At 62.0% G+C, this 20,518-nt stretch carries 25 protein-coding genes and 1 pseudogene; 13 read left to right on the forward strand and 13 right to left on the reverse strand.

Annotation, left to right across the window (positions count from 1 at the left end; translation table 11 throughout):
* The 3 genes from fliH to fliJ are packed head-to-tail and all read left to right on the forward strand — an operon-like array spanning position 1 to position 2,718.
* The gene (gene fliH, locus FNU76_RS21185; RefSeq protein ID WP_144280049.1) at positions 1-849 is read left to right on the forward strand and encodes a flagellar assembly protein FliH; all 849 of its coding nucleotides are present in this window, start codon (positions 1-3) and stop codon (positions 847-849) included.
* Positions 830-2,245: a flagellar protein export ATPase FliI gene (gene fliI / locus FNU76_RS21190; protein WP_144280050.1), complete on the forward strand. Its 1,416-nt coding sequence runs from the start codon at positions 830-832 to the stop codon at positions 2,243-2,245. The genes fliH and fliI overlap by 20 nt, the downstream gene beginning before the upstream one ends.
* A 20-nt stretch (positions 2,246-2,265) precedes the next feature.
* On the forward strand, positions 2,266-2,718 hold the full coding sequence (fliJ, locus tag FNU76_RS21195) for a flagellar export protein FliJ (protein ID WP_179958231.1): 453 nt from the start codon (positions 2,266-2,268) through the stop codon (positions 2,716-2,718).
* A 46-nt stretch (positions 2,719-2,764) separates the two neighbouring features.
* Here fliJ and FNU76_RS21200 read toward each other — a convergent pair whose 3' ends face one another.
* Positions 2,765-3,088: a helix-turn-helix domain-containing transcriptional regulator gene (locus FNU76_RS21200; RefSeq protein WP_144280052.1), complete on the reverse strand. Its 324-nt coding sequence runs from the start codon at positions 3,086-3,088 to the stop codon at positions 2,765-2,767.
* 1 nt (position 3,089) lies between these two features.
* Positions 3,090-3,467 (reverse strand): type II toxin-antitoxin system RelE/ParE family toxin, encoded by a 378-nt coding sequence (locus FNU76_RS21205; protein WP_144280053.1) that lies wholly within the window; start codon positions 3,465-3,467, stop codon positions 3,090-3,092.
* Positions 3,468-3,667: 200 nt separating this feature from the next.
* On the opposite strand from FNU76_RS21205, the gene FNU76_RS21210 reads away from it, so the two are divergent.
* From FNU76_RS21210 to FNU76_RS21255, 10 genes are all read left to right on the forward strand, one after another.
* Positions 3,668-4,936 (forward strand): flagellar hook-length control protein FliK, encoded by a 1,269-nt coding sequence (locus FNU76_RS21210; protein ID WP_179958232.1) that lies wholly within the window; start codon positions 3,668-3,670, stop codon positions 4,934-4,936.
* Between the two features lie 144 nt (positions 4,937-5,080).
* Positions 5,081-5,653: a flagellar basal body-associated FliL family protein gene (locus FNU76_RS21215; RefSeq protein ID WP_144280055.1), complete on the forward strand. Its 573-nt coding sequence runs from the start codon at positions 5,081-5,083 to the stop codon at positions 5,651-5,653.
* 34 nt (positions 5,654-5,687) lie between these two features.
* Positions 5,688-6,704, forward strand: a complete 1,017-nt coding sequence (gene fliM / locus FNU76_RS21220) for a flagellar motor switch protein FliM (protein ID WP_144280056.1) — start codon at positions 5,688-5,690, stop codon at positions 6,702-6,704.
* Positions 6,697-7,140, forward strand: a complete 444-nt coding sequence (gene fliN, locus FNU76_RS21225; RefSeq protein ID WP_144280057.1) for a flagellar motor switch protein FliN — start codon at positions 6,697-6,699, stop codon at positions 7,138-7,140. Before fliM ends, fliN begins: the two co-directional genes overlap by 8 nt.
* An 11-nt stretch (positions 7,141-7,151) precedes the next feature.
* Positions 7,152-7,607 (forward strand): flagellar biosynthetic protein FliO, encoded by a 456-nt coding sequence (fliO, locus tag FNU76_RS21230; RefSeq protein ID WP_144280058.1) that lies wholly within the window; start codon positions 7,152-7,154, stop codon positions 7,605-7,607.
* Complete coding sequence (fliP, locus tag FNU76_RS21235) at positions 7,604-8,350, forward strand: flagellar type III secretion system pore protein FliP (protein WP_144280059.1); 747 nt, start codon at positions 7,604-7,606, stop codon at positions 8,348-8,350. Before fliO ends, fliP begins: the two co-directional genes overlap by 4 nt.
* 58 nt (positions 8,351-8,408) lie before the next feature.
* Positions 8,409-8,678 carry a flagellar biosynthesis protein FliQ gene (gene fliQ / locus FNU76_RS21240; RefSeq protein ID WP_144280060.1) on the forward strand — a complete coding sequence of 90 codons (270 nt, stop codon included), beginning with the start codon at positions 8,409-8,411 and terminating at the stop codon, positions 8,676-8,678.
* A 4-nt stretch (positions 8,679-8,682) separates the two neighbouring features.
* On the forward strand, positions 8,683-9,468 hold the full coding sequence (gene fliR / locus FNU76_RS21245) for a flagellar biosynthetic protein FliR (RefSeq protein ID WP_144280061.1): 786 nt from the start codon (positions 8,683-8,685) through the stop codon (positions 9,466-9,468).
* A gap of 278 nt (positions 9,469-9,746) precedes the next feature.
* Positions 9,747-10,202, forward strand: coding sequence for a hypothetical protein (locus FNU76_RS21250; RefSeq protein WP_144280062.1), 456 nt, complete (start codon positions 9,747-9,749; stop codon positions 10,200-10,202).
* Between the two features lie 94 nt (positions 10,203-10,296).
* The gene (locus FNU76_RS21255; RefSeq protein ID WP_144280063.1) at positions 10,297-11,397 is read left to right on the forward strand and encodes a hypothetical protein; all 1,101 of its coding nucleotides are present in this window, start codon (positions 10,297-10,299) and stop codon (positions 11,395-11,397) included.
* A gap of 113 nt (positions 11,398-11,510) precedes the next feature.
* On the opposite strand, the gene FNU76_RS21260 is transcribed toward FNU76_RS21255, so the two are convergent.
* The 11 genes and pseudogenes from FNU76_RS21260 to FNU76_RS21305 form a co-directional block, all read right to left on the reverse strand.
* On the reverse strand, positions 11,511-11,849 hold the full coding sequence (locus tag FNU76_RS21260) for a P-II family nitrogen regulator (RefSeq protein WP_144280774.1): 339 nt from the start codon (positions 11,847-11,849) through the stop codon (positions 11,511-11,513).
* 80 nt (positions 11,850-11,929) lie between these two features.
* Positions 11,930-12,712: a peptidylprolyl isomerase gene (locus tag FNU76_RS21265; RefSeq protein WP_144280064.1), complete on the reverse strand. Its 783-nt coding sequence runs from the start codon at positions 12,710-12,712 to the stop codon at positions 11,930-11,932.
* A gap of 49 nt (positions 12,713-12,761) precedes the next feature.
* The gene (locus tag FNU76_RS25085; protein ID WP_308418652.1) at positions 12,762-13,064 is read right to left on the reverse strand and encodes a BolA family protein; all 303 of its coding nucleotides are present in this window, start codon (positions 13,062-13,064) and stop codon (positions 12,762-12,764) included.
* A pseudogene (locus FNU76_RS25090) lies at positions 13,044-13,328 on the reverse strand (YciI family protein); the annotation flags it as partial. The pseudogene FNU76_RS25090 and the gene FNU76_RS25085, both read right to left, overlap by 21 nt.
* 3 nt (positions 13,329-13,331) lie before the next feature.
* Positions 13,332-13,913 (reverse strand): septation protein A, encoded by a 582-nt coding sequence (locus FNU76_RS21275; protein ID WP_144280066.1) that lies wholly within the window; start codon positions 13,911-13,913, stop codon positions 13,332-13,334.
* Between the two features lie 126 nt (positions 13,914-14,039).
* A complete protein-coding gene (locus FNU76_RS21280) occupies positions 14,040-14,846 on the reverse strand; it encodes an ABC transporter ATP-binding protein (protein WP_144280067.1) in 807 nt (268 codons plus the stop codon).
* Positions 14,843-15,832, reverse strand: coding sequence for a FecCD family ABC transporter permease (locus FNU76_RS21285; RefSeq protein WP_144280068.1), 990 nt, complete (start codon positions 15,830-15,832; stop codon positions 14,843-14,845). Before FNU76_RS21285 ends, FNU76_RS21280 begins: the two co-directional genes overlap by 4 nt.
* A 2-nt stretch (positions 15,833-15,834) precedes the next feature.
* Positions 15,835-16,203: a VOC family protein gene (locus FNU76_RS21290; protein ID WP_144280069.1), complete on the reverse strand. Its 369-nt coding sequence runs from the start codon at positions 16,201-16,203 to the stop codon at positions 15,835-15,837.
* Position 16,204: 1 nt separating this feature from the next.
* On the reverse strand, positions 16,205-17,011 hold the full coding sequence (locus FNU76_RS21295; protein WP_179958233.1) for a heme/hemin ABC transporter substrate-binding protein: 807 nt from the start codon (positions 17,009-17,011) through the stop codon (positions 16,205-16,207).
* Positions 17,001-18,026, reverse strand: a complete 1,026-nt coding sequence (locus FNU76_RS21300) for a hemin-degrading factor (RefSeq protein ID WP_144280071.1) — start codon at positions 18,024-18,026, stop codon at positions 17,001-17,003. Before FNU76_RS21300 ends, FNU76_RS21295 begins: the two co-directional genes overlap by 11 nt.
* Before the next feature lie 149 nt (positions 18,027-18,175).
* Complete coding sequence (locus FNU76_RS21305) at positions 18,176-20,383, reverse strand: TonB-dependent hemoglobin/transferrin/lactoferrin family receptor (RefSeq protein ID WP_144280072.1); 2,208 nt, start codon at positions 20,381-20,383, stop codon at positions 18,176-18,178.
* Between the last annotated feature and the right edge of the window lie 135 nt (positions 20,384-20,518).

Genomic DNA, 20,518 nt, shown 5'->3' on the forward strand with positions numbered 1-20,518 from the left:
ATGAAAGCGTGGGGCAGCAAAAAAATCATCCGCCGCGAGGACCTGCCACCCCTTCAATCGTGGCATGTCGATCAATTCAGCGGCGCCTCGGTGCAGCGGCCCAATTTTATCGTGCCGGAACCCGTGCGCGCGGAGGACCCGTCGGCCGAAGCGGCCGGCATTGCCGATGAGGCTGGCGACGCCGTAGTCGAAGCCGCACCGGATGAAGCCGCCCTGGCGGCGCAGGCCGCCGCCCACGCCGAGCAGGAGCGGGGGCGCTTACAGGATGAAGCCCGCGAAACGGGCTACCAAAGCGGCTACGAGGATGGCCAACAGGCCGGCCAGGTAGCCGGCGAGGCCGCCGGCCGCGAAAGCGGTTATGCCGCCGGTTTCGAAGCCGGCCAGTTGCAGGGCCGGCAGTCGGCCGATGCCGAGGTGGCCAGATTCCAGCAGCTATGCGCAGGCTTGGCGGAAGCCGTCGCTGCCTATGAAGAGCAGTTGTCCAAACCCATTCTCGATATCGCCGTCGCGGTCGCGCGCCAAGTCCTGCGCAGCAGCCTTGCCGTCGCGCCGGAGCGCATCCTGGCGGTCATTCGCGAAGCCATCGCCAGCTCGTCGGAACTGCAGGGTCCCTTGCGGCTGGAACTGCATCCCGACGATATGAGCCTGGTCCGCACCCTGGTGGCCGACGATGCCGCTGCGATGCATTGGCGCTTTGAAGCGCAGCCGGATATGGAAAGAGGCGGGTGCCGCATCAGCACCGCCAGTGTCGAATTGGACCTGACGCTACCCACTCGCTGGCGGAGGGTAGTCCACGCCCTGGGGAGCAACGAACCATGGGCGGCAGAAGATGACGACCCCGACGCCTGAACCCGAAGCACTCTCCCGGTGGCGCCGCTATGCCGCCGACTGCCTGGAAGTGGTGCACGAAACGCGGCCCTGGCTGCCGCGCGGGCGGCTCACCCGGGTGGCCGGGCTGGTGCTGGAAGCGGTCGGCATCAAGCTGCCGGTGGGCGCCAGCTGCCATATCGTGTTGCCGTCCGGCCACAGTGTCGAAGCCGAAGTGGTGGGATTCAACGGCGACAAATTGTTCCTGATGCCGGTGGCCGAGGTGTATGGCCTGGAGCCCGGTGCCCAGGTGGTGGCGTATGAAGATGTCGTCAACCGCATGCCCTACTTTCGGCAGAGCCAGACACCGCGCCGCCGGGTCGAGGACCGGGGCCGGCAGGCCGCGGTGGGACCGCATCTGCTGGGCCGGGTGCTGGATGGCTTGGGGCGGCCCCTGGACAAGCTGGGCCACCTGCAGGTCGAAGCCCACGTGCCCTTGTTCGCCCGTTCCTTCAATCCGCTCGACCGGGTCCAGGTGCACGATGTGCTCGATGTCGGCGTACGGGCCATCAATGCCATGCTGACCGTGGGGCGGGGCCAGCGGCTGGGGCTGTTTTCCGGCTCCGGCATCGGCAAGAGCGTGCTGCTCGGCATGATGGCGCGCTATACCACCGCCGATGTCGTGGTGGTGGGCCTGATCGGCGAGCGGGGGCGCGAGGTCAAGGATTTCATCGAGAACATTCTCGGCAAGGAGGGGCTGAAACGCTCGGTCGTGGTGGCCGCGCCGGCCGATACGCCGCCGCTGTTGCGCCTGCATGGCGCCGCCTACGCCACTGCCATTGCCGAGTATTTTCGCGATCAGGGCGCGGACGTGTTGCTGATCATGGATTCGCTTACCCGCTACGCCATGGCGCAACGCGAGATCGCCCTTGCGATCGGCGAACCGCCCGCCACCAAGGGCTATCCCCCCTCGGTTTTCGCAAAGCTGCCCGCGCTGGTCGAGCGCGCCGGCAACGGCCATGCCGGCAGCGGCTCCATCACCGCTTTCTATACCGTGCTGAGCGAGGGCGATGACCAGCAGGACCCGATTGCCGACAATGCCCGCGCCATTCTCGACGGCCATATCGTGCTGAACCGGCAGCTGGCCGATGCCGGCCACTATCCCGCCATCGATATCGAACAGTCGATCAGCCGGGTGATGACCGACATCATCGATCCTGCCGAGTACGAGCTGGTGCGGCGTTTCAAGCAGCTATACTCCCGCTATCAGCGCAGCCGCGACCTGATCAATGTGGGCGCCTACGTGCGTGGTTCCGATCCGCTCCTGGACGAAGCCATCGTGCGCATGCCGGCAATGGAAGCATTTTTGCAACAAGCCATCCACGAACGTGAAAGCTATGCCGGCGCCAGGATGCGGCTGGCCGCCTTATTCTCGTAACCAGCAAAGGCGCGGGTTTCGTGGCTAAAGCCTTCCAATTCGATTTTTTGCTCAAGCTTGCCATCGACAAGCGCGAAGATGCCGCGCGCGCCATCAGTGCGGCCCTGCACAAGCTGGAGCAGGCGCGCGAGCGCGCCCGCCAGATCGACCAGTACCGCGAGGAATACCGCCGCCGCCTCGGCGATACCGCCAGTCGCGGTATGCGTATGCAGCAATGGAACGATTTCCAGCTGTTCCTGGCCAAGCTGGACCAGGCGGTGGAGCAGCAAGCCCATGAGCAAGTGCGCTGCGAAACGTTGCTGGAGACGCGTAAACAGGCTTGGCTGGAATGTGAGCGGGAAGTCAAAGCCTACGAAACCCTGCAGGATAGGCACGAGGCTAGGGAGGGACAGCGTGAGGCGAAGCTGGAGCAGAAGCAGACGGATGAGTGGGCTGCTATTTTGCAGCGGCGGCGGGATGAGCAGGCTGGTTAATGTCCCAAATCGAGCGAGTTGCACCTACGGTTGATTTGGTCTTCGTTTAGCGCGCTTCAATCGTATGGGCCTCAATACCTACCTTGAGGCGTAAACTTATCGCCCCAAAGATGGCCGCTAGGCTGTCCATGCTTGGGTTGCCTTTGGGCGAGAGCATGCGATGAAGGCTTTTGCTCGGTTTGTGGGTCAACTCGGCAAGTTGCTCGAAACCCCCGGTGGCGTTTACCAAGTCCCGCAGGATGAGGCGCGCAACGTCCGGTTCGCCATTCAGGAATGCGGTAGCGGCCTCATCTAGCATCGCCTTGGCAAACGCGGGATCTCGGTCGACGCGTTCGACAATAGTGTGTTTGAAATCTCTGGTTAGAGTCATGTCAATTTCCTTTCCGTTTACCTTGTTTGGCAACTTGGCGTGCCTTTTTTCGGGCCTTGTACTCGGCGTGCAAAGCTTTGGCTTGGTCGATATCTCTTTGCTGCCGTTGCTTAGTTCCCCCACCGAAAAAGATGATGAGCGTGTCGCCATCCTTAGCAAGATAGATACGGTAGCCTGGACCCCAGTCGATTATGTATTCACCAATTCCGTCGAACCACTTCACGCTGGATGTGTTGCCAAGCACCAACCTGACTTTGGCCGCCGCTACCTTGGCGGCGGCGTGTGCATCCAGAGCGTCGAACCATCTTTTGTAGGGGTTCGTGCCATCTTCGCGAAGATATTCTTCAATCGTGACTTCAGAATTATCATGGTAACACATATGTTACCCTCGATTGTGAGAGCGTGACGTCTCTCGGAGTACCAGATCGACCTTTCGTTCAAGCTGGCTTCGGGAAATTGCATGGAACCAGCCCTGCGGTGGGCGAGTTGCGTCAAGCGACTCCCGTAACCTTTCTGGCACTATCCTTGCTAGCACTGATGTTGACCCCGAGAGGGAACGCTTCAGCAAGGGACATCAATATGCCAACCGCCAACACCAGCACTAACGCACTAGCCAATCTTGCCGCAAGGCCGGTCAAACCCTCCGGCAATCTGCGCGGGGAAGCGATGGATGGGCAGCTGTTCGGGGATACCCTCAAACAGCAGATCCAGGCACACCAGACCACCCAGATGGCGCGCGACAGCAAGGTGTTGCGGCCGGTGGCGCCGGCACGGCCCGCCGAGCCGCAGCATGAAGTCGCCAAGGTGCCGGACAAGCCCGCCCAGGCCACGCCGGCGCCGGCCAGTCCCGAGCAGTCGGCCAATGCCGCCGAAGGCACGCCGGACGTGGACGTGAGCGACCCCAAGCGCGGTTGCGGCAAATCCACCGCCAATGACACAAAGAGCGAGAAAGAGGATACCCAGGCCGCCGATGCGCAAGCCGGTGCGGCGGCGACGGCAGCCATGCTGCTGCAGTTGCAGCAGCATGTGGACAGTGCCTTGACCCATGCTCAGGCGGCCGCCGAGGGGCAGGACGATCCTTTGCTGCAACATGCCGGGCTGGCCGCCGCGCTGCTGGACGGCCAGGGCGGATCGACCAGGGAGCGGGCCGACAAGGCGGTGGCCGAGCTGCTTGACGATACGGCGGCGAGACTTGCCGGTGAACGGCAAGACCTGCCAGCCTTGCTGGGCGGCAAGGACGAGCGTGCCGCCAATGCCTTGCAAGGCGGCTTCGGCCTGGCGCTGGAGCAACAGCTGCAATTGGCCGAGGCGGGCACGGCGCGGCAACAGGCGGGTGTGCCCAGCCTTCGCCCCGAACCGCCGCGCAGCGCCGGCGTCGAGCAATCCAGGTCGGCCTATGCCATTCATCAGCCGGTGGGTAGCGATGGCTGGGATCGCGCCATCGGCCATAAGGTCGTGATGATGGTCAGCAATCAGCAGCAGGAGGTGGAGATGAAGCTGAACCCACCCCATCTGGGCCCGCTGGAGGTCAAGCTCACCCTGGACCAGGACAAGGCCACGCTGACCTTCGTGGCGGCCCAGGCGCCGCTCCGCGAAGCCCTGCAAGCGTCCATGCCGCGCCTGACGGAAATGCTGGCGGAAAGCGGCATCCAATTGACCCAGGCCAATGTGCAGGAGCACAGCGCACAAACACAAGGCGGGCAGGGCGGTCGGGGGCAGGACGAACGGCCGGGTGGCCGGGCGGTGCGCGGCAGGGGCGATGAGCGTGAAGAAGTCGCTGTTCAAACAAGTACTTGGCGTAGCCGTTCGACAGGAGGATTGCCTGGAAACGTGAATCTATTCGTGTGATTGCGACGGAGTTTCGGGATTGTCTGTGAAACCCGCGCCAGTGCTTGTTCCTGTGGCAGGTTTGCTTTATAAATCGGCTAGGGACGCGCACTTTCGGGCGCGCTGAAATCCACTCCGACCCGCAATCCAAAAGGACTCCTTCCCATGGCAGAGGCCAAGAAACCGGCACCGCAAGCGGATGCACACGACGCGCCCAAGGCTAAGAAGAACACCGTTCTGTATATCGTGATCGGCTTGTTGGTGGTGGTGATCCTGGCGGGTGGTGGATTCGCCACCTGGCTGTTCTTCACCCTGTCGGCCAACCAGTCCTACGGCGATACGGCGGCTGCGGTGTCCGAGGGCGACGGTCATGGCGATGGCGAAACCAAGAAGGCAAAGAAGAAGGAGAAGAAGAAGGGCGAGCCTACCGAAGCACCGGTGTTCACCAAGCTCGATACCTTCACCGTCAACCTGGCCAATGGTACGGTCTTGCAGACCGAGATCCATGTGCAGGTGTTGGACGAAAAGCAGTCGGAAGTCATCAAAAGCTATCTTCCGCGACTCAGCAGCCAGGTGAACCTGCTGCTCAGCTCGAAGAAGCAGGAAGATATCGCGACCTTGGAAGCCAAGGTCAAACTGATGGACGAGATCAAGCAAACCATCAACAAGGTGCTGGGCGCGAAAGACGATGAAGATGGCGTGATGAGCGTCGAGTTCAAGACCTTTATCGTCCAGTAGGGTTTCAAGGCGGCAATAGGAACAGGGTTCGGACATGGCCGACGATATTCTCTCCCAGGAAGAGGTTGACGCCCTCTTACGCGGGGTTACGGGCGAAGACGAGGATGCGGACGAGGGACTCGATTCCTCGGCCATCCGTGCCTATGACATAGGTCGGCAGGAGCGTATCGTCCGTGGCCGGATGCCGACGCTGGAAGTGATCAACGAGCGCTTTGCCCGCAATCTACGTATCGGCCTGTTCAATTTCATGCGCCGCTCCGCCGAGATCTCGGTGGGGCCGGTGCGGGTGCAGAAGTACAGCGAATTCATCCGCAACCTGGTGGTGCCGACCAACCTCAACCTGATCCATATGAAGCCGCTGCGCGGCACCGGCCTGTTTATCTTCGATCCCGACCTGGTCTTCCTGGTGGTCGACAATATGTTCGGTTCGGACGGCCGCTACCATGTGCGGGTGGAAGGCCGCGATTTCACGCCGACCGAGCAACGCATCATCCAGCGCCTGCTGGAAGTGGTGATGGACGAATACCGCAAGTCATGGGAGCCGGTGTTCAAGACCGAGTTCACCTATGTGCGCTCGGAAATGAATACCCAGTTCGCCAATATCGCCACCCCGACCGAGGTGGTGGTGGCCTTTACCTTCAAGATCGAACTGGGCTCCGGTGGCGGCGATTTCCATGTCTGCTTCCCCTATTCGATGATCGAGCCGCTGCGCGATTTGCTATACAGCTCGATGCAGGCCGACCGCATGGAGTCGGACAACCGTTGGGTCAAGCTGCTGTCGCGCGAAGTGCAGAATTCCGAAGTGGTGCTGATCGCCAACCTGGGGTCGGCCAAGATTACGCTTGGTGAAATCCTCGACCTGAAGGTGGGCGATGTGATCGGCATCGACATCCCGCAGACCGTCACGGCGGAAGTGGATGGCGTGCCTTTGCTGGAAGGCCACTATGGTACGCTGCATGGCCAGTACGCCCTGAAGATCGAGAAACTGCTGATGACAGCGGAAAACCTCTCCATCGACGATGAGCCGCAAGAGGACTTGAGCAATGAGTGAAGAAGCCGACGAGCAGGGGCTGGACGATTGGGCCGCCGCGCTGGCCGAGCAGCAGATAGCCGAGACCGCCGCCCATGAGCAAGCCGCCGTGGCTTCGCCGTCGCCTGCGATGTCGACTGCACCGGCTGATATCTTCCAGCGCTTCGACAATCAGCCGGAAAAACCCACCGGCCCCTCCAGCATCGACATGATCATGGATATCCCGGTCTCCATGACCGTGGAGTTGGGCCGCACCAAGATCGCCATCCGCAGCTTGCTGCAGCTGGCGCAGGGCTCGGTGGTGGAGCTGGATGGCCTGGCGGGTGAACCGATGGATGTACTGATCAACGGCACCCTGATTGCCCAGGGCGAGGTGGTGGTGGTGAACGACAAGTTCGGCATCCGCCTCACCGATATCATCACCCCGGCGGAACGTATTCGCCGTCTGCACAAGTAGCCATCCCACCCATGCGTATCGACCGCTTTTTATCCGCCGCCTTCCTGTTTGCGGCGGCGTCCGTGTGCGCCCTGGCTGCCGAGCCGGCCAAGGCGGTACCACCGGTCGCCACCGGCGCCATGGCCGGGCTGATGCAGGTTGCCCTGGCGCTGGTGTTCGTGATTGCCGCGATCTTCGTCACCGCTTGGCTGATGCGCCGTTTTACCCCAGGCCAGTTCGGTAGCCAGGCCCCGCTGCGCATGGTCGGCGGCGTGATGGTCGGTAACCGGGAGCGGGTCGTGATCGTGGAGGTGGACGACACCTGGCTGGTATTGGGCGTCACCGCAGCGGGCATCAGCAATCTGCATAGCCTGCCGCGCCCGGAGGGAGCAGTAGCGACCCCGGCGGCTTCGCACGTGTTCGCCGAAAAACTGGCCACCATCCTGAAAGCGCGCAAGGCGCCCAACCCCACCCAGGATACGGCATGAGCCCACGCCGCCCGCTGATCGGCCTGCTCCTGCTGTTGTTCGGCGGCCTGCCCGTCCTGGCGGCGGAAGTCGGCCTGCCCCTGTTGAACAGCCAGCCCAGCGGTGCGGGACAGAGCTATACCCTAAGCCTGCAGACCCTGGTGATGCTCACCGGCATTACTTTTCTGCCGGCGATCCTGCTGATGATGACGGCCTTCACCCGCATCGTGATCGTCCTGTCCATGTTGCGGCAGGCACTGGGGACCATGCAGGCGCCGCCCAACCAGGTGATTGTCGGACTATCCCTGTTCCTGACCGTCTTTGTCATGTCGCCGGTATTGGACCGTATCTGGGTGGATGCCTACCAGCCCTTCAGCGAAGACAAGATCAGCTTTAACGAAGCCCTCGAGCGCGGCGGCAAGCCGCTCAAGCAATTTATGCTCAAGCAGACGCGGCAGAAGGACTTGGCGTTGTTTATCGAGCTATCGCAAAGCGAGAAACCGCAAGGGCCCGAAGAGGTCGGCTTCAAGACCCTGGTACCCGCCTATGTCACCAGCGAGCTGAAGACCGCCTTCCAGATCGCCTTCCTGGTGTTTATTCCCTTTCTGGTCATCGATATGGTAGTGGCGAGCGTACTGATGGCCATGGGTATGATGATGGTCAGCCCGGTAACCATCTCGCTGCCCTTCAAGATCATTCTGTTTGTACTGGTGGATGGCTGGACGCTGTTGATCGGCTCGCTGGTACAGAGTTTCTATACTTAGGGACACCGCGCATGCGTACCGCGCATATCTGGCTCAGCGCCTCCTGCTAAGGAATGCCATGTCCCCGGAAATGGTCATCACCGTTATCCAGCGCGCCTTCGAGGTCATGATCCTGGTCGGCGGCCCCATGCTGCTGGCCGGTTTGGTGGTGGGTTTGATCATCAGCGTCTTTCAGGCCGCCACCCAGATCAATGAAGCCACCTTGTCCTTTATCCCCAAGTTGCTGGTGACCTTCCTGGTCGCCGTGCTGGCGGGGCCGTGGATGCTGTCCATTTTGATGGACTACACGGTGCGTCTGTACCAAGCCATTCCGACCATGATCGGCTGACTGCATGATCACCGTCACCGATGCGCAGATTCAAGCCTGGCTGGGCATGCTGCTGTGGCCCTTCTTCCGCATCCTTGCCCTGTTCGCCGCCGATCCCTTTTATTCCAGCCGTAGCATCCCCGTGCGGGTCAAGGTCGGGCTGGCCTTTATGCTGGCCATGCTCATTGCCCCGGCACTACCCGCCGGACCCGATGTCGCCCCGGTGTCGCCGCTGGGCCTGCTGATATTGGCGCAGCAGCTACTGATCGGCTTCGCCATCGGCATGACCATGCGGCTGGTGTTCTCGTCGGTTGAAATGGCCGGCCACCTGGCGGGCTTGCAGATGGGCTTGGGCTTCGCCAGCTTCTACGACCCGCAGCACGGCACCAATACCGTGGTGGTAGCCCAGTTCGCCAGCCTGTTGACCATCCTGCTGTTCCTTTCCTTCAATGGCCATCTGCTGGTGATCGAGACCATCGTCAAGAGCTTTACCCTGCTGCCCATCTCGGCTGTGCCGCTGAAGACGGCAGGGTTGAAACTGCTGGTCGATTCGGCCGGCCAGATATTTACCTTGGGGCTGCTGTTGTCCTTGCCGGTGCTGGCGGCCTTGCTGATCACCAATCTTTCCATCGGCGTCATGTCGCGCGCCGCGCCGCAGTTCAATGTGTTCGCCGTGGGTTTCCCGCTGACGCTGGGGGTGGGGGTGGGGGCTTTCTATCTTTCCTTGCCGCATTTCTCGCCCCATGTGCAACGGCTGATCGATGAGGCGACCCGGCTGGCTTATAAGGTGGCGAGGGTGATGGCGGGGTAGGGGGCGCTGTGCGTTCGCATCGGCGTTTGCAGCGGTCGTGCAGCCAGACTTGACGCGGTTTTCAGGATGTTCGGATGAAATCGCCAGGGGAGAGGAGTCTGGCCCTGAGTTCGGCATACGCAGGCTGGGCGCTATGAAAACGACATGGGCATAATATTCTTTACGACAAGAAAATATTTATTTCGAAAGCAGTTTTTACTAATTAAGAGAAAAATAGACATGTTGTTTTTTTATTCATGTCGGCAACTTTGCTGATGTATCGGCTTAAGGAATGGGTTATGAATGGAGTAGTAATATCGACGCCTGTGATTTGGTCAGGTGGTCCTCGGGCGGAGCCTTCAGATAGGACGTCGGCTTCAGGAAAAAGTGCCTTAGGCTCGGAACATAAAATCGAAATTCATGAGAAAAAGGAAACGAATAATTCTCGCTGCGGGGAGAATACGCTTGCTGGAAAATTCGTCAACGCCCTTGGTAATATATTCCCCAAGGGAAATGTTTTCGAGAAAGTTGCTGGCAAGTTAAAGGTGGGTTATGAAAAGATAAGTGACTCGTTCGCATCTGTAGCGAAGAAAGTATGCTTGAGGGCGGATAAAAATGCAGATTTATCGCCCACTTTGGATTCAAGTAAGCCGAGCGTCGTTGATGGAAGGAAAGCAGGTAAGCCTCTTACGAATTCCGAAATTGTCGACGGCATTGTCAAAAATGGTGACTATATGAAGCTGTTTATTAGCTAAGTATTTTGCATGGGAGTGGCCGGTGGCGGCAACATTTCTCGCGTTAAGTGGCTGCGGTTATTTATATATCTAGTGCTGGCCAAAGGGGTAGGCAATGTCTGTTGGGTCAATGTTCGCAAGTGCGGCAAGTTTTACACGCAATTTGCTCGTTCAGGATAAAAGCAACGATACTCAAAGAAATGGAGAGGCGGAGGGGACGTTCGGTTCCAGTGTTATTAGCCTGGCAAACAACGTGCAAGATCGAATGCTCGGGGGAGTGGAAGCGCTCGGTAAAACATTTATTAGTGCGGTCAGGAATAATATGACTGAACCCGTAAGTGGCAAGATTGCTGACGCTGGTGGCAAGATAGTCAAGACTGCCGGTGAAGTTAGCGAAGCGTTGCGGCCGCGTATTCAAAGTGTAAGTGAAAGCCCGGTGGGAAGTGCGGCGAAGGAGTTGTTTAATAAGGCCGATAGAACGACACGCGCATTAACCACTTCCTTGTTGCCAACTGGAAGGGCTTTGGCGGATAGCAAGTCCGAGCAGCGTGCTGCGAGTATGAAAAGGGAGTCCATGGGACCGAGCCGGGTGCGAAATGACAATGTTGAGAGACGAAGTACTTCAATGTCAACATCGGTCGAATCTACTTCGCTGAATCCAGGTGTTGAGGAGTGTGAATTTATCCAAGACCTGGAGGAGGTGCCGCAGTCCAGTGATAATCAGTTGTATGCGAAGCTTAGTGATAGTAGGAGAGGATTATTCGACGCGTTGGAAGAAATGCAAGCGCTGGTGGACAAGTCATACGGGAGTAAGCCGAGTATTAGTGGACCATCTGAACAATCCGCTCCGAAACTAGATGGCGCCGTTGCGAGTCCAGACGTTTTGGTGCCAGAAAAACCTTCGTGGAAAAAAGGCGATGCTTGGAGCGATGTTCTGTTGGAGGCATTGGGTGAGCCTGGTGAAATTAATGTGCCGCCGGACAAGCCGGTGGATATTGACTCGCTCATTAACGAGATGTCTAACAGATACGGTCCCGGATTGGGCAATAGCGTTGCGAGCCGAGGGAGTTCGGCGCCAACAGAACCTTCTCAGACGAACGGTGGTACTTCGCTAAATTCCGATATGGGTGCGAGGAATGCTGAATGGAATAGCAAGTGGGGCGATGTTATAGCTTTGCTAACCCCGGAAGATAATATAATGAATAAAGAAGGCTGACTCAAAGGAGTCGGAATGAAGGCTGCGGCCGTCGGAGACCCAATGGTGCTTCCACGGCCGCGGCTTGATCCTTGCGGCAAGCCAGGGTTAAGCATCCCCAAAAAAATCCCTGCCTAAACCGCATCCTCCCCCGTCTCGCCCGTGCGAATACGCACAACCTGCTCCACCGAGGTGACAAAAATCTTGCCATCACCGATCTTGCCGGTGCGGGCCGCCTTGACGATGGCATCGATGGCCAAGTCCACCTTGTCCTCGGCGATCACGACCTCGATCTTGACCTTGGGCAGGAAGTCCACCACATATTCGGCGCCACGATAGAGCTCGGTGTGGCCTTTCTGGCGGCCGAAGCCTTTGACCTCGGTGACGGTCAGGCCGCTGACGCCTACCTCGGCCAGCGCTTCACGTACTTCATCCAGCTTGAACGGCTTGATGACCGCTTCGATTTTCTTCATACCCACGATGCATTTCTCCTTCAGACGTGACAAAGGGCCTGACGGCCCTTTGTGTACTTGCAAGCGTTGACCGCGCTCGATTACTCGACCTTGGCCTTGGCCTTCAGGTCGGCGATCAGCTTGTCCAGGTTCTGGCCTTGGACTTGCTGTTGCAGACCGGCCTTCACTTCGTCGAAAGCAGGGCCTTGCGGCTGGCGCACGTCTTCCAGCTTGATGACGTGGAAGCCGAACTGGCTCTTCACCGGCGCCTGGGTCACTTGGCCCTTGGCCAGCTTGACCATGGCATCGCCGAATTCCTTGACGAAGTTGGTCGGTGCGGCCCAGCCCAGATCGCCACCGTTGACCTTGCTGCCGGTGTCCTTGGACTTTTCCTTGGCCAGGTCTTCGAACTTCTTACCCTTCTTCAAGGCGGCGATCAGCTCGTTGGCTTCTTTTTCGGTTTCGACCAGGATGTGGCGAGCGTGGTATTCCTTGCTCGGCATCTGGGTCTTCAGCTTCTCGAATTCGGCCTTCAGCGCGGCTTCAGGAATGACATTGCTCTTTTGGTAGTTCTGCACGAAGGCCTTCAGCATGACGTTCTGCTGGGCCATGGCGGTTTCTACCTGCACATCGGCGTCCTTGGCCAGGCCTTGCTTGGCGGCTTCCTGGGCGATGACTTCCTTGGTGATCATGTCGTCGCGGATCTTGGCGCGCAGTTCCGGGCTGTCCTTGGCGCCGCGTTCGGCCAATTGCTTCAGGACGAAGTCCATCTGGGCTTGGGGAATGGCGACGCCATTGACCACGGCGACAGGCTTGTCGGCGGCGAATACGGAGCTGGCCAGCAGGGCGGCGATCAGGGCGGGAGCGAAAATCTTGGTTTGCATCGAATACGTCCTTCTTGGTCTTTAGAGGGTAATAGTCGTTAAAAACGGCTCAGGCATCTTCGCCGGGAGCCCGGGCATCGATGGCAAGCGCATGGATATCGCGCCGCATCAACTCTCCCAGTGTTTCGTAAACCAGTCGGTGACGTGCCACCGGCTTCAGGCCGGCAAAACGTTCGGACACGATACGCAGTTGAAAGTGCCCGCCGCCGGAAGCCGCACCGGCATGACCGACATGCTTGCCGCTGTCGTCACGCAATTCCAGCACAAGCGGACACAGGTCTGCCAGTTTCTCATGGATTTGTTCGATCGTGTTCACGTCGGCAATACCGTTCTTGAACGGCCGTACTTCCACACGCTGGTAGACCGCGGCGGTCAGATAGGGATCGGCATCGGCCCAGGCCTGGGCATCGGCCAGGCAATCGAACTCGGCCACGATCAGGCTGCCGGAAAAACCGGCGGGGCCGGGGTCCGGCGCATCGATGGCCGGGAAGGGGCCGGCCAGTACCAGCCGGCCCTGTTCCTGCAAGGCGTGCAGGCGGGCCAGATGGGCCGGGCGGTTGGCCAGCCGGGCAGCGAGGGAGTCAGGCGCGTCGTGACCGGTAATGGCATACAGCATGGCTCAGGTTTCCTTCTTCGGGCCGTCGCCGGCCGGTATCTGGCGCATCAGCCAGATGCCTTGGCAGATGGCAAAGACGAAGGGCAGGCCCAGGCCGCCGATCAGCTTGAACTTGACCCAGATGGCTTCGCCCAGGACATAGGCGACCCACAGGTTGAGCACGGCCATGAACAGGAAGAACAGGACCCAGGCCCACATCAGCGTATCCCAGGTGCGGGTGGGCAGATCCAGTTCCTTGCCCATCAACAGTGCCAGGGGCGGCTTCTTCATCACATAGCGCGAGATCAGCATGCCGCCGGCCAGCGCGACATCCAGGGCGCTGGTCTTCCAGAAGATGAAATTGGGGTTATGCAGCAACAGGGTGGCGCCACCGAATACGACGATGAGTCCCAGGCTCACCCATTGCATGGTTTCCACTGGTTTGCCGCGCAACTTCAACCAGGCCACCTGGGCCAGGGCGGCCGCCATGGTCAGGGCGGTAGCGAATTCGATAGGTTTGTTGATCCCGTATTCGGGAAAGGACAGGCCGGAAGAATAGCCCGCAACAAAGACGATGATGGGGAGTAGATCGAACAGGAATTTCATGGGGCGCGATTATGCCGATGGGCGGGCTAGGGAGCAATGAGTCTGCGACAAGCGGAGGGAAGATTGGTTTACCGACGCGCGTGGGAAGGGTACTGGACGGATAGGATTTTACGCTGCCAGCGGCTGCTAGCCGCCATCGCCCACCGCCAATTGCCAATGCCCTTCCTGGCTTTGCCAGAGCGTCAGCGGCCAGTCGTATGCCTGGCTCAGGTGGTCGGTCCGCAAGGCTTGCGCGGGTTTGCCCTGTGCCAGCAGGCGGCCGTTCCCCAGCAGCAGGACCTGGTCCGCCCAGCGGGCCGCCAGGGGCAGGTCATGCAGTACCGTGACGATGGTGCGGCCTTCCGCCGCTTCCTGGCGCAGGCGGCGCAATAGCAGCAGCTGGTGCTTCAGGTCGAGATGGTTGGTGGGTTCGTCCAGCAGCCAGATCGGTGCGTCCTGGGCCAGCAGGCGGGCCAGGCTGGCACGCTGTCGTTCGCCGCCGGACAGGGTATGCCAGCGCCGGCCGGCCAGTGCGCCCAGCTCGAAGACCGCCAAGGCGTGCTCGACCCGGGCGGCATCGTCGCTGCCGGGGCGGCCGAAGCTGCCCAACTGGGGGCGCCGGCCCAGCAGCACGTATTCGGCCACGGTCAGCGGCAGGTCCTGCGGGGGGAATTGTCCCAGCCAGCCGATGCGGCGGGCCCGTTCCGCGGTGGTCATGGCCCGCAGCGGCATGGCGTCCAGCCAGACCTCGCCGCGGCTGGGGCGGAGAAGGCCGCCCAGCAGGCGCAACAGGGTGCTTTTGCCGGCGCCGTTCGGCCCCACCACGGCGGTCACGCTGCCGCTGGCGATGCTGCCTTCCAGGCTGTCGAGCAGGCTACCGTCGCGCACGTCCAGGCCGAGCGAGCGGAATTGGATGGCGGGCGGGCTTGTGTGGATTTTCAGCGCGATGTTCATGTCAGGCTCCTGGGCCGGCGCCGGAACAGCCAGACAAAAAAGACCGGACCGATAAAACCGGCCAGCAAGCCGACCGGCAGATTGATGGGATAGGCGATGCCACGTGCCAGGGTGTCCATCAGCAACAGGAAGAGGGCGCCGACGATGGCGGAGAGGGCGATCAGTTTGCGGCGGCCGCCGCCCACCAGCAGGGCGAGGGCATTGGGTACCATCATGCCGATAAAGCCGATGATGCCGGCGACCGACACGGCCGCGCCCACCGCCAGGGAGGCGCCGATGGCGGTGAGAAGCCGCACCCGCTCAACCGGCACGCCCAAGCTGGCCGCTTCCTCTTCGCCCAGCAAGAGGCAGTCCAGATCGCGCCCCAGTCCCACCAGCATTGCCACGCCTACCACGCCAACCGGGGCCGCCCAGACCAGGGGCGCGCCGGTGCCGCTGCCCAACTGGCCGGATAGCCAGTTGATCGCGCTGCGCAGGGCCAGGTCGTCCGACATGAACAGCAATAGGCCGGTGATGGCGCCGGCAAAGCTAGCCAGCAACAGGCCCATCAGCAGCAGGGTGGTGGTGCCGCCACCTACCAGCCGGACCATGCCCAGCAACAAGCCGGTGGCGATCAGGCTGCCGCCGAAGGCCGCCGGCGGGAGCGACAACCCGGGCAGGCCCAGGGCTAGCACGGCCACCACGGCCAACGCCGCGCCGCTGGCGCTGCCTATCAGGCCGGGGTCGGCCATGGGGTTGCGGAACAGGGCTTGCAGCGCGGCGCCGGCGGCCGCCAGCGTAGCGCCCACCAAAAGGGCAGCGGCAACGCGGGGCAGGCGAAGCTGGCTGATCACCGGGTCGGCCAGGTCCGGCCACTGCCAGCCGTCGCCCTGGAAACCGACGGCGAACAACAGCAGGGCCACGATCAGCCCGCCTGCCAGGGCAGGCGGCAGGCGGCGTGGCAGGGACCAGGGGCGGCCCAGCCCGTTAGCAGGAACAGCGGTCATGCTCAATCCAGCTTCTGCGCGATATGCCACAGCACGCCGGACGGATCGACCAGCGAGAATTGCCGTAGGCCCCAGGGCTTGTCTTCCGGCGGCATGGCGCGGCTGCCGGGGTGTTGGTCCAGCAGCTCGCCGGATTTGATCCGCCGCCACCAGTCGTTCACATCCTCGACCAGCAGATGCAGCATGCAATTCTGCGCCCAGTCCTTGCGGTAGAAATCCTGCAGCAGAAAGGCGGCCTGGCCCAGCCGCAGCTCGGCCAGGTCCTCGGCTCGCCAGCTTTCGGTGAAGCCCAGGTCATGGTAGAAGCGCAAGGAGGCGGCGAAGTCGCGCGAGGGGATAAAAGGCTTTAGTTCGAGTATGTCGCTGGTCATGCTAACTCATGGCTTTCAATTTCCGCACGGCGGCGGGGCTGGCAAGGTTGATGGTGAAGAACTCGTGCACGGCCACCTCGTAGACGCGCCCGGTCTTGCCGGCCGGCGTGGCAGCGATGTCGGCGCGTTGCTTGAGCGCGGCCAGGCCGCCGTACACGGCGCGATTGTGCTCGGCCACCAGGATCAGGTCCGGTGCCAGCCTGGCCATGGCTTCGGCGTCCAGCGGCTTATAGCCATCCAGGTCCGCGGCCGCATTGATGCCGCCGGCCGCGCGTATCAGCACGTCGGCCGGCGTGGCGCGTCCCGCCACGGTCTTGCCTTCGTAGGTGATCAGGATGCGGCGGGCCGGACCGCCGGTGCTGCGCATGGCGACCTGCCAGTCGCTGGCCAGCCGTTCGGCACGGCTGTCGTCGCGGAGCAGGGCGCCGACGCGGCGTATGGTGTCGGCGTAGTCGCTGCCGTCCGGCCGGGCGCCCAGCTTTACCGCCTTCAGGCCCATGGACCGCAACTGCTCCCAGATCCCCTCCGGCATGGCCAGCTGGCTGCCTATGACCAGGCTGGGCTGCAGGCGCACGATGGGCTCGGGGTTGAGCGAACGGGACGAGCCGACTTCCTTGGCGTGGGCCAGCTCGGCCTGGGTGGCGACGCGGTCGCGGCCCACCACTTCCGGAGCGCGGCCCAATGCGACCACGATCTCGGCGACATCGGCCGTCAGTACCACGATGCGTTCGCCGGCCACTGCTCCTATGCTCACCAGCACGCTGGCGGCGGCGAATGTGACCGAGGTCAATGCTTTTTTAGTGAACATGCTGCCTTTCCACATCCGGCAGGCTATGCGCCAATTCGGTCCATTCGGGCAGTTCCGGACGTCCCGGCTTACGCTCGCCAAAGTACTGCACGATCATCTGGCCACTGGCGTCGTAGCATTCCAGCGAGGTCACCTGGCCGTCGCGGGTAGGTTTGCTGACGACGAAGGCATGTTCGAAAAGGTCCATGCGCAGGTGCAGATTGAAGCCGGGGTCCAATACATTCAGCCAGGGACCCATCGGCACGATCCGGCGGACCGGACCGGTATGGATCTGCAGGCAGCCCTGGTTGCCGGCGAAGACCATGATGGGCAGGGCGCTGGCGGCAGCGCTATGGAGCAGGATGGTCACCGATTCCAGCGATACCTCGCGGACGTGGCCGCTGGGCGCCAGGCGCAGTGCCTGGGTGCGGGTAACGTTGAAGCGGCGCATCAGCGGAAAGAAGTCGTGCGTATCGGCCATCTCCAGCCAGCCTTGGCGGAAGGCGGCGACATCGATGGCCGCGTCGGGTTGTTCGACCTGCTGGTCCTGGACCTTGTCCGGCTCCACGCAGGCGTGGCTGCTGGCGAAGCGCGATACCAGCTCGTCGTAGGCGGCCGCGTCGGAGCGGTCGGTGAGAAACACTTTATGCACGGCATCGCCGTGGCGGTCGAAAAACTGGATGGACGGACGTTCGCCGCGAACGGCGAAGCCATAGCGCCAGCTGTGCAGAAAAAAGCGCAGATCGATCTCGGGATTCAGGGCCAGGCCCATTTGACCGTTGATGCTGACGTTGGCGTAGATGCCGGTCTTTTCATGCACGGCGGCTTCGTTGCGGGTCAGCGTCATGACGGGGCCGAGAATTTCCAGGCCGCCGAGGATGTCGGCCCACTTCGGGAACAAGGTGATGGACAGCGGGTCGGCCGCCACCAGTTCGGCTTCCGAGATATTGAGCCTGGCCGCTGCGTCGCGCGCGCGGATCTTGGGTTCGCTGGCCTTCAAATGCAGATAGCTCTGCCATAGGGTCGATGCATTCATGGTCTTCTCCGACGATGGGTATGGCGATGGGAAATGCATTGGGGAGCGCCGGCTTCCCGGTCGACGCTCCCCGCTGCGCGGCCTTTCGGCCCTCCTCCTACTACGACGAAATCGCTGGTGGGCGCGCGGACGCGCCTACCGGAAAAGCGTCAGAACGTGTATTCAAGGTGAATCGAAGCGGTCCGGCCCGACTGGCTATAACGGTCGATGACGGCGGCGGCGCTGCGCGGCCCCGGGCTGACATCCAGGCCGTTTACATCGCTCCATAGCCAGTACTTCTTGTCGGCGAGGTTGTAGAGGCCGGCGCTCAGCGTGGCGTTGGCCGCCAGCTGGTAACTACCGGACAGATCAAGCACGCCATAGCCCGGTGCCCGGAACAGCGTCGCGCCGCTCAAACGGCTCTTGCGCTGCGCGCCGCGCCAGTTGAGGCTGGCCTGCCAGTCGCCATGGTGGTAGTCCACCGCCATATTGCCGCTCAGGGGCGCCACGCTAGCCAGGGGCGTGCCGTCTTCCAGGTCATCGCCCTTGGCGTAGGCCAGCGCGCCGCGTAGGGCGACATCGGTGTGCATCCGCCACAGGGCTTTCAATTCAAGGCCCTGGATACGGACCTTGCCGAGATTGCGGGCCTGGTACTCCAGGTTCACGCCATTGCCGTTGGTGTCGCGCGGAGACAGCAGCACGTTCTCGATAAAGTCGCGATAGCGGCTGTGGTAGGCGGTGACAGCCAATTGCAGGGCAGGGCCGTGATAGCGGGCGCCGACTTCCAGGCTGCGGCTGGTTTCCGACTTCAGATCGGGATTGGGCAATACCTCGTAACCCTGGGCAGGATTACTGAAGACCAGCATGGCATCGTCGAAATTGGGCGCACGGAAGCCGGTGCCCAGTTGGGCGAAGCCGGTCCAGCCCGGGCTGAGCGGCAGGCTCAGCGAGAGGCGGGGGGAGACGGCCGAATCGCGATAGTCGGCTACCCGGTAGCCGGCCGGATTGGCATTGGCGAAGCGGGCGTCCGGTTCCGGGGTGAGGGTGTAGCGGTCGTAGCGCAGCGAAGGCGTGAGGGTCATGCCGGACGCCAGGGTGATCTCGTCCTGCACGAACAGGCCGAGCCGGCCGCTGCGATTGTCCGGAAAGGCTTTCTGCGGGAAGACCTCGCCACCGACCACCTTGCTCGTGCTGCCGTCGGGGTTGTATTGGGTGCGATCGCGCGGCCGGCTCGTTTCGGTCCGGCTGTATTCGCCACCCCAGCTAAGGGTGTGCAACTGGCTGCCCAGATCGAAACGCTGGTTGATCTGGGCATCGATGCCGCGGGCGTCCTGCTCGAAGCCGGCGTTGGTGCTGCGCAGTACGCCGCCGGCGCGCGATTCCAGCGCGAATTCGCTGCTTTCGCCGTGTTGCCGGTAGAGATTGAATTTGGCGCCCACCAGGCCGCTGCCGCTGACGGCATAGTCATAGCGCAGGCTGCTGCGATTACGGCGCGACTTGTCGGTGGCGCGTTGCGACAGAATGGCGGGACTGTAGTTGCTGAGGAAGTCGCCGCGCTGGCTGCGGCTGAAGACTTCCTGGGTGATGGCCAGGCTATGGCCGGGCGCCAGTGTCCAGGCCAGTTTGCCGAGCAGCGCGTTGCTGCTCCAATCCAGCGGGTTGGCCTTGGTGCGATTGGCGCTGGTGCTGTCGTTCTCGCCCATGCTGGATTGATTGTCGCCCTGCCGGCCGGTATAGCTCAGCAGACCGCTCCAGGCGCCCTCCCGAAAACCCAGTGCGCCGCCCAGCTTGCTGCTCTTGTCCGCGCCGTAATAGCCGGTGCGCATATGGCCGCCACGGCTGGCGCCGGGCTTGAGCAGGTCGTCCACGGTCAGGCTGCGGTAGGCGACCACGCCGCCGATGGCGTCGGCGCCGTAGAGGCCGGAATAGGGGCCTTTCACCACTTCCACCGCGGACAAACTATCCAGCTCCACCATATCGCGGCCGGAAATCGCACCGCCACCGCCGCCGTACAGGGAGGGCACCGTCACGCCATCCACCTGCAGCAACACCCGGTTGCCGTCCAGGCCTCGAATATTCACGCTGCCGTTACCGCGCCGAGCGGGATCGCGGCCGACGCCGACGCCCGGCTCATCGGCGAACAGGGTCTTGATATCGCGTACCCGCGCCGCGTCGTCGCCGGCGGCGGGCAGGACGCTGATATTGGGTGCGACGGCTTCGATGGGCTTGGGCAGGCGGGTAGCCGTAATGGAAACGGCCGGCAGCGCTTCGGCTGCCGCGATATCGACACCTTCGGCCTGCGCCGCCAGGGGGAGGGTGGCCAACAGCAGGGCGAGGCGGCTGTGCTTGAAAGTGGGTTGCGGTTTGTGGCGGTTCATCAATTCCAAGTTTCCAAAAATCGCCCCGCCGCGACAGGCGCGCTCAACAAGTTGGCGGGCGTCATGCGGCGGGTGCGGAGCTTTGGCTGGCTTGGACGGCTGGTACCGCCTGGCTGGCTACGACATCACGGAGAG

The organism is Chitinimonas arctica (genome assembly GCF_007431345.1).
GTDB lineage: Bacteria > Pseudomonadota > Gammaproteobacteria > Burkholderiales > Chitinimonadaceae > Chitinimonas > Chitinimonas arctica.

Excerpts from the sequence above, each read along its gene's own strand:
- FNU76_RS21260 (WP_144280774.1), bottom strand. The coding sequence starts at position 11,849 with ATGAAGAAAATCGAAGCGGTCATCAAGCCGTTCAAGCTGGATGAAGTA.
- FNU76_RS21215 (WP_144280055.1), top strand. The coding sequence starts at position 5,081 with ATGGCAGAGGCCAAGAAACCGGCACCGCAAGCGGATGCACACGACGCG.
- FNU76_RS21275 (WP_144280066.1), bottom strand. The coding sequence starts at position 13,913 with ATGAAATTCCTGTTCGATCTACTCCCCATCATCGTCTTTGTTGCGGGC.
- FNU76_RS21205 (WP_144280053.1), bottom strand. The coding sequence starts at position 3,467 with ATGTGTTACCATGATAATTCTGAAGTCACGATTGAAGAATATCTTCGC.
- FNU76_RS21255 (WP_144280063.1), top strand. The coding sequence starts at position 10,297 with ATGTCTGTTGGGTCAATGTTCGCAAGTGCGGCAAGTTTTACACGCAAT.
- fliR (WP_144280061.1), top strand. The coding sequence starts at position 8,683 with ATGATCACCGTCACCGATGCGCAGATTCAAGCCTGGCTGGGCATGCTG.
- FNU76_RS21295 (WP_179958233.1), bottom strand. The coding sequence starts at position 17,011 with ATGTTCACTAAAAAAGCATTGACCTCGGTCACATTCGCCGCCGCCAGC.
- FNU76_RS21210 (WP_179958232.1), top strand. The coding sequence starts at position 3,668 with ATGCCAACCGCCAACACCAGCACTAACGCACTAGCCAATCTTGCCGCA.
- fliO (WP_144280058.1), top strand. The coding sequence starts at position 7,152 with ATGCGTATCGACCGCTTTTTATCCGCCGCCTTCCTGTTTGCGGCGGCG.
- fliH (WP_144280049.1), top strand. The coding sequence starts at position 1 with ATGAAAGCGTGGGGCAGCAAAAAAATCATCCGCCGCGAGGACCTGCCA.
- FNU76_RS21285 (WP_144280068.1), bottom strand. The coding sequence starts at position 15,832 with ATGACCGCTGTTCCTGCTAACGGGCTGGGCCGCCCCTGGTCCCTGCCA.
- fliI (WP_144280050.1), top strand. The coding sequence starts at position 830 with ATGACGACCCCGACGCCTGAACCCGAAGCACTCTCCCGGTGGCGCCGC.
- fliN (WP_144280057.1), top strand. The coding sequence starts at position 6,697 with ATGAGTGAAGAAGCCGACGAGCAGGGGCTGGACGATTGGGCCGCCGCG.
- FNU76_RS21305 (WP_144280072.1), bottom strand. The coding sequence starts at position 20,383 with ATGAACCGCCACAAACCGCAACCCACTTTCAAGCACAGCCGCCTCGCC.
- FNU76_RS21250 (WP_144280062.1), top strand. The coding sequence starts at position 9,747 with ATGAATGGAGTAGTAATATCGACGCCTGTGATTTGGTCAGGTGGTCCT.
- FNU76_RS21280 (WP_144280067.1), bottom strand. The coding sequence starts at position 14,846 with ATGAACATCGCGCTGAAAATCCACACAAGCCCGCCCGCCATCCAATTC.
- fliM (WP_144280056.1), top strand. The coding sequence starts at position 5,688 with ATGGCCGACGATATTCTCTCCCAGGAAGAGGTTGACGCCCTCTTACGC.
- FNU76_RS21300 (WP_144280071.1), bottom strand. The coding sequence starts at position 18,026 with ATGAATGCATCGACCCTATGGCAGAGCTATCTGCATTTGAAGGCCAGC.
- FNU76_RS21200 (WP_144280052.1), bottom strand. The coding sequence starts at position 3,088 with ATGACTCTAACCAGAGATTTCAAACACACTATTGTCGAACGCGTCGAC.
- fliQ (WP_144280060.1), top strand. The coding sequence starts at position 8,409 with ATGTCCCCGGAAATGGTCATCACCGTTATCCAGCGCGCCTTCGAGGTC.
- fliP (WP_144280059.1), top strand. The coding sequence starts at position 7,604 with ATGAGCCCACGCCGCCCGCTGATCGGCCTGCTCCTGCTGTTGTTCGGC.
- FNU76_RS21265 (WP_144280064.1), bottom strand. The coding sequence starts at position 12,712 with ATGCAAACCAAGATTTTCGCTCCCGCCCTGATCGCCGCCCTGCTGGCC.
- FNU76_RS21290 (WP_144280069.1), bottom strand. The coding sequence starts at position 16,203 with ATGACCAGCGACATACTCGAACTAAAGCCTTTTATCCCCTCGCGCGAC.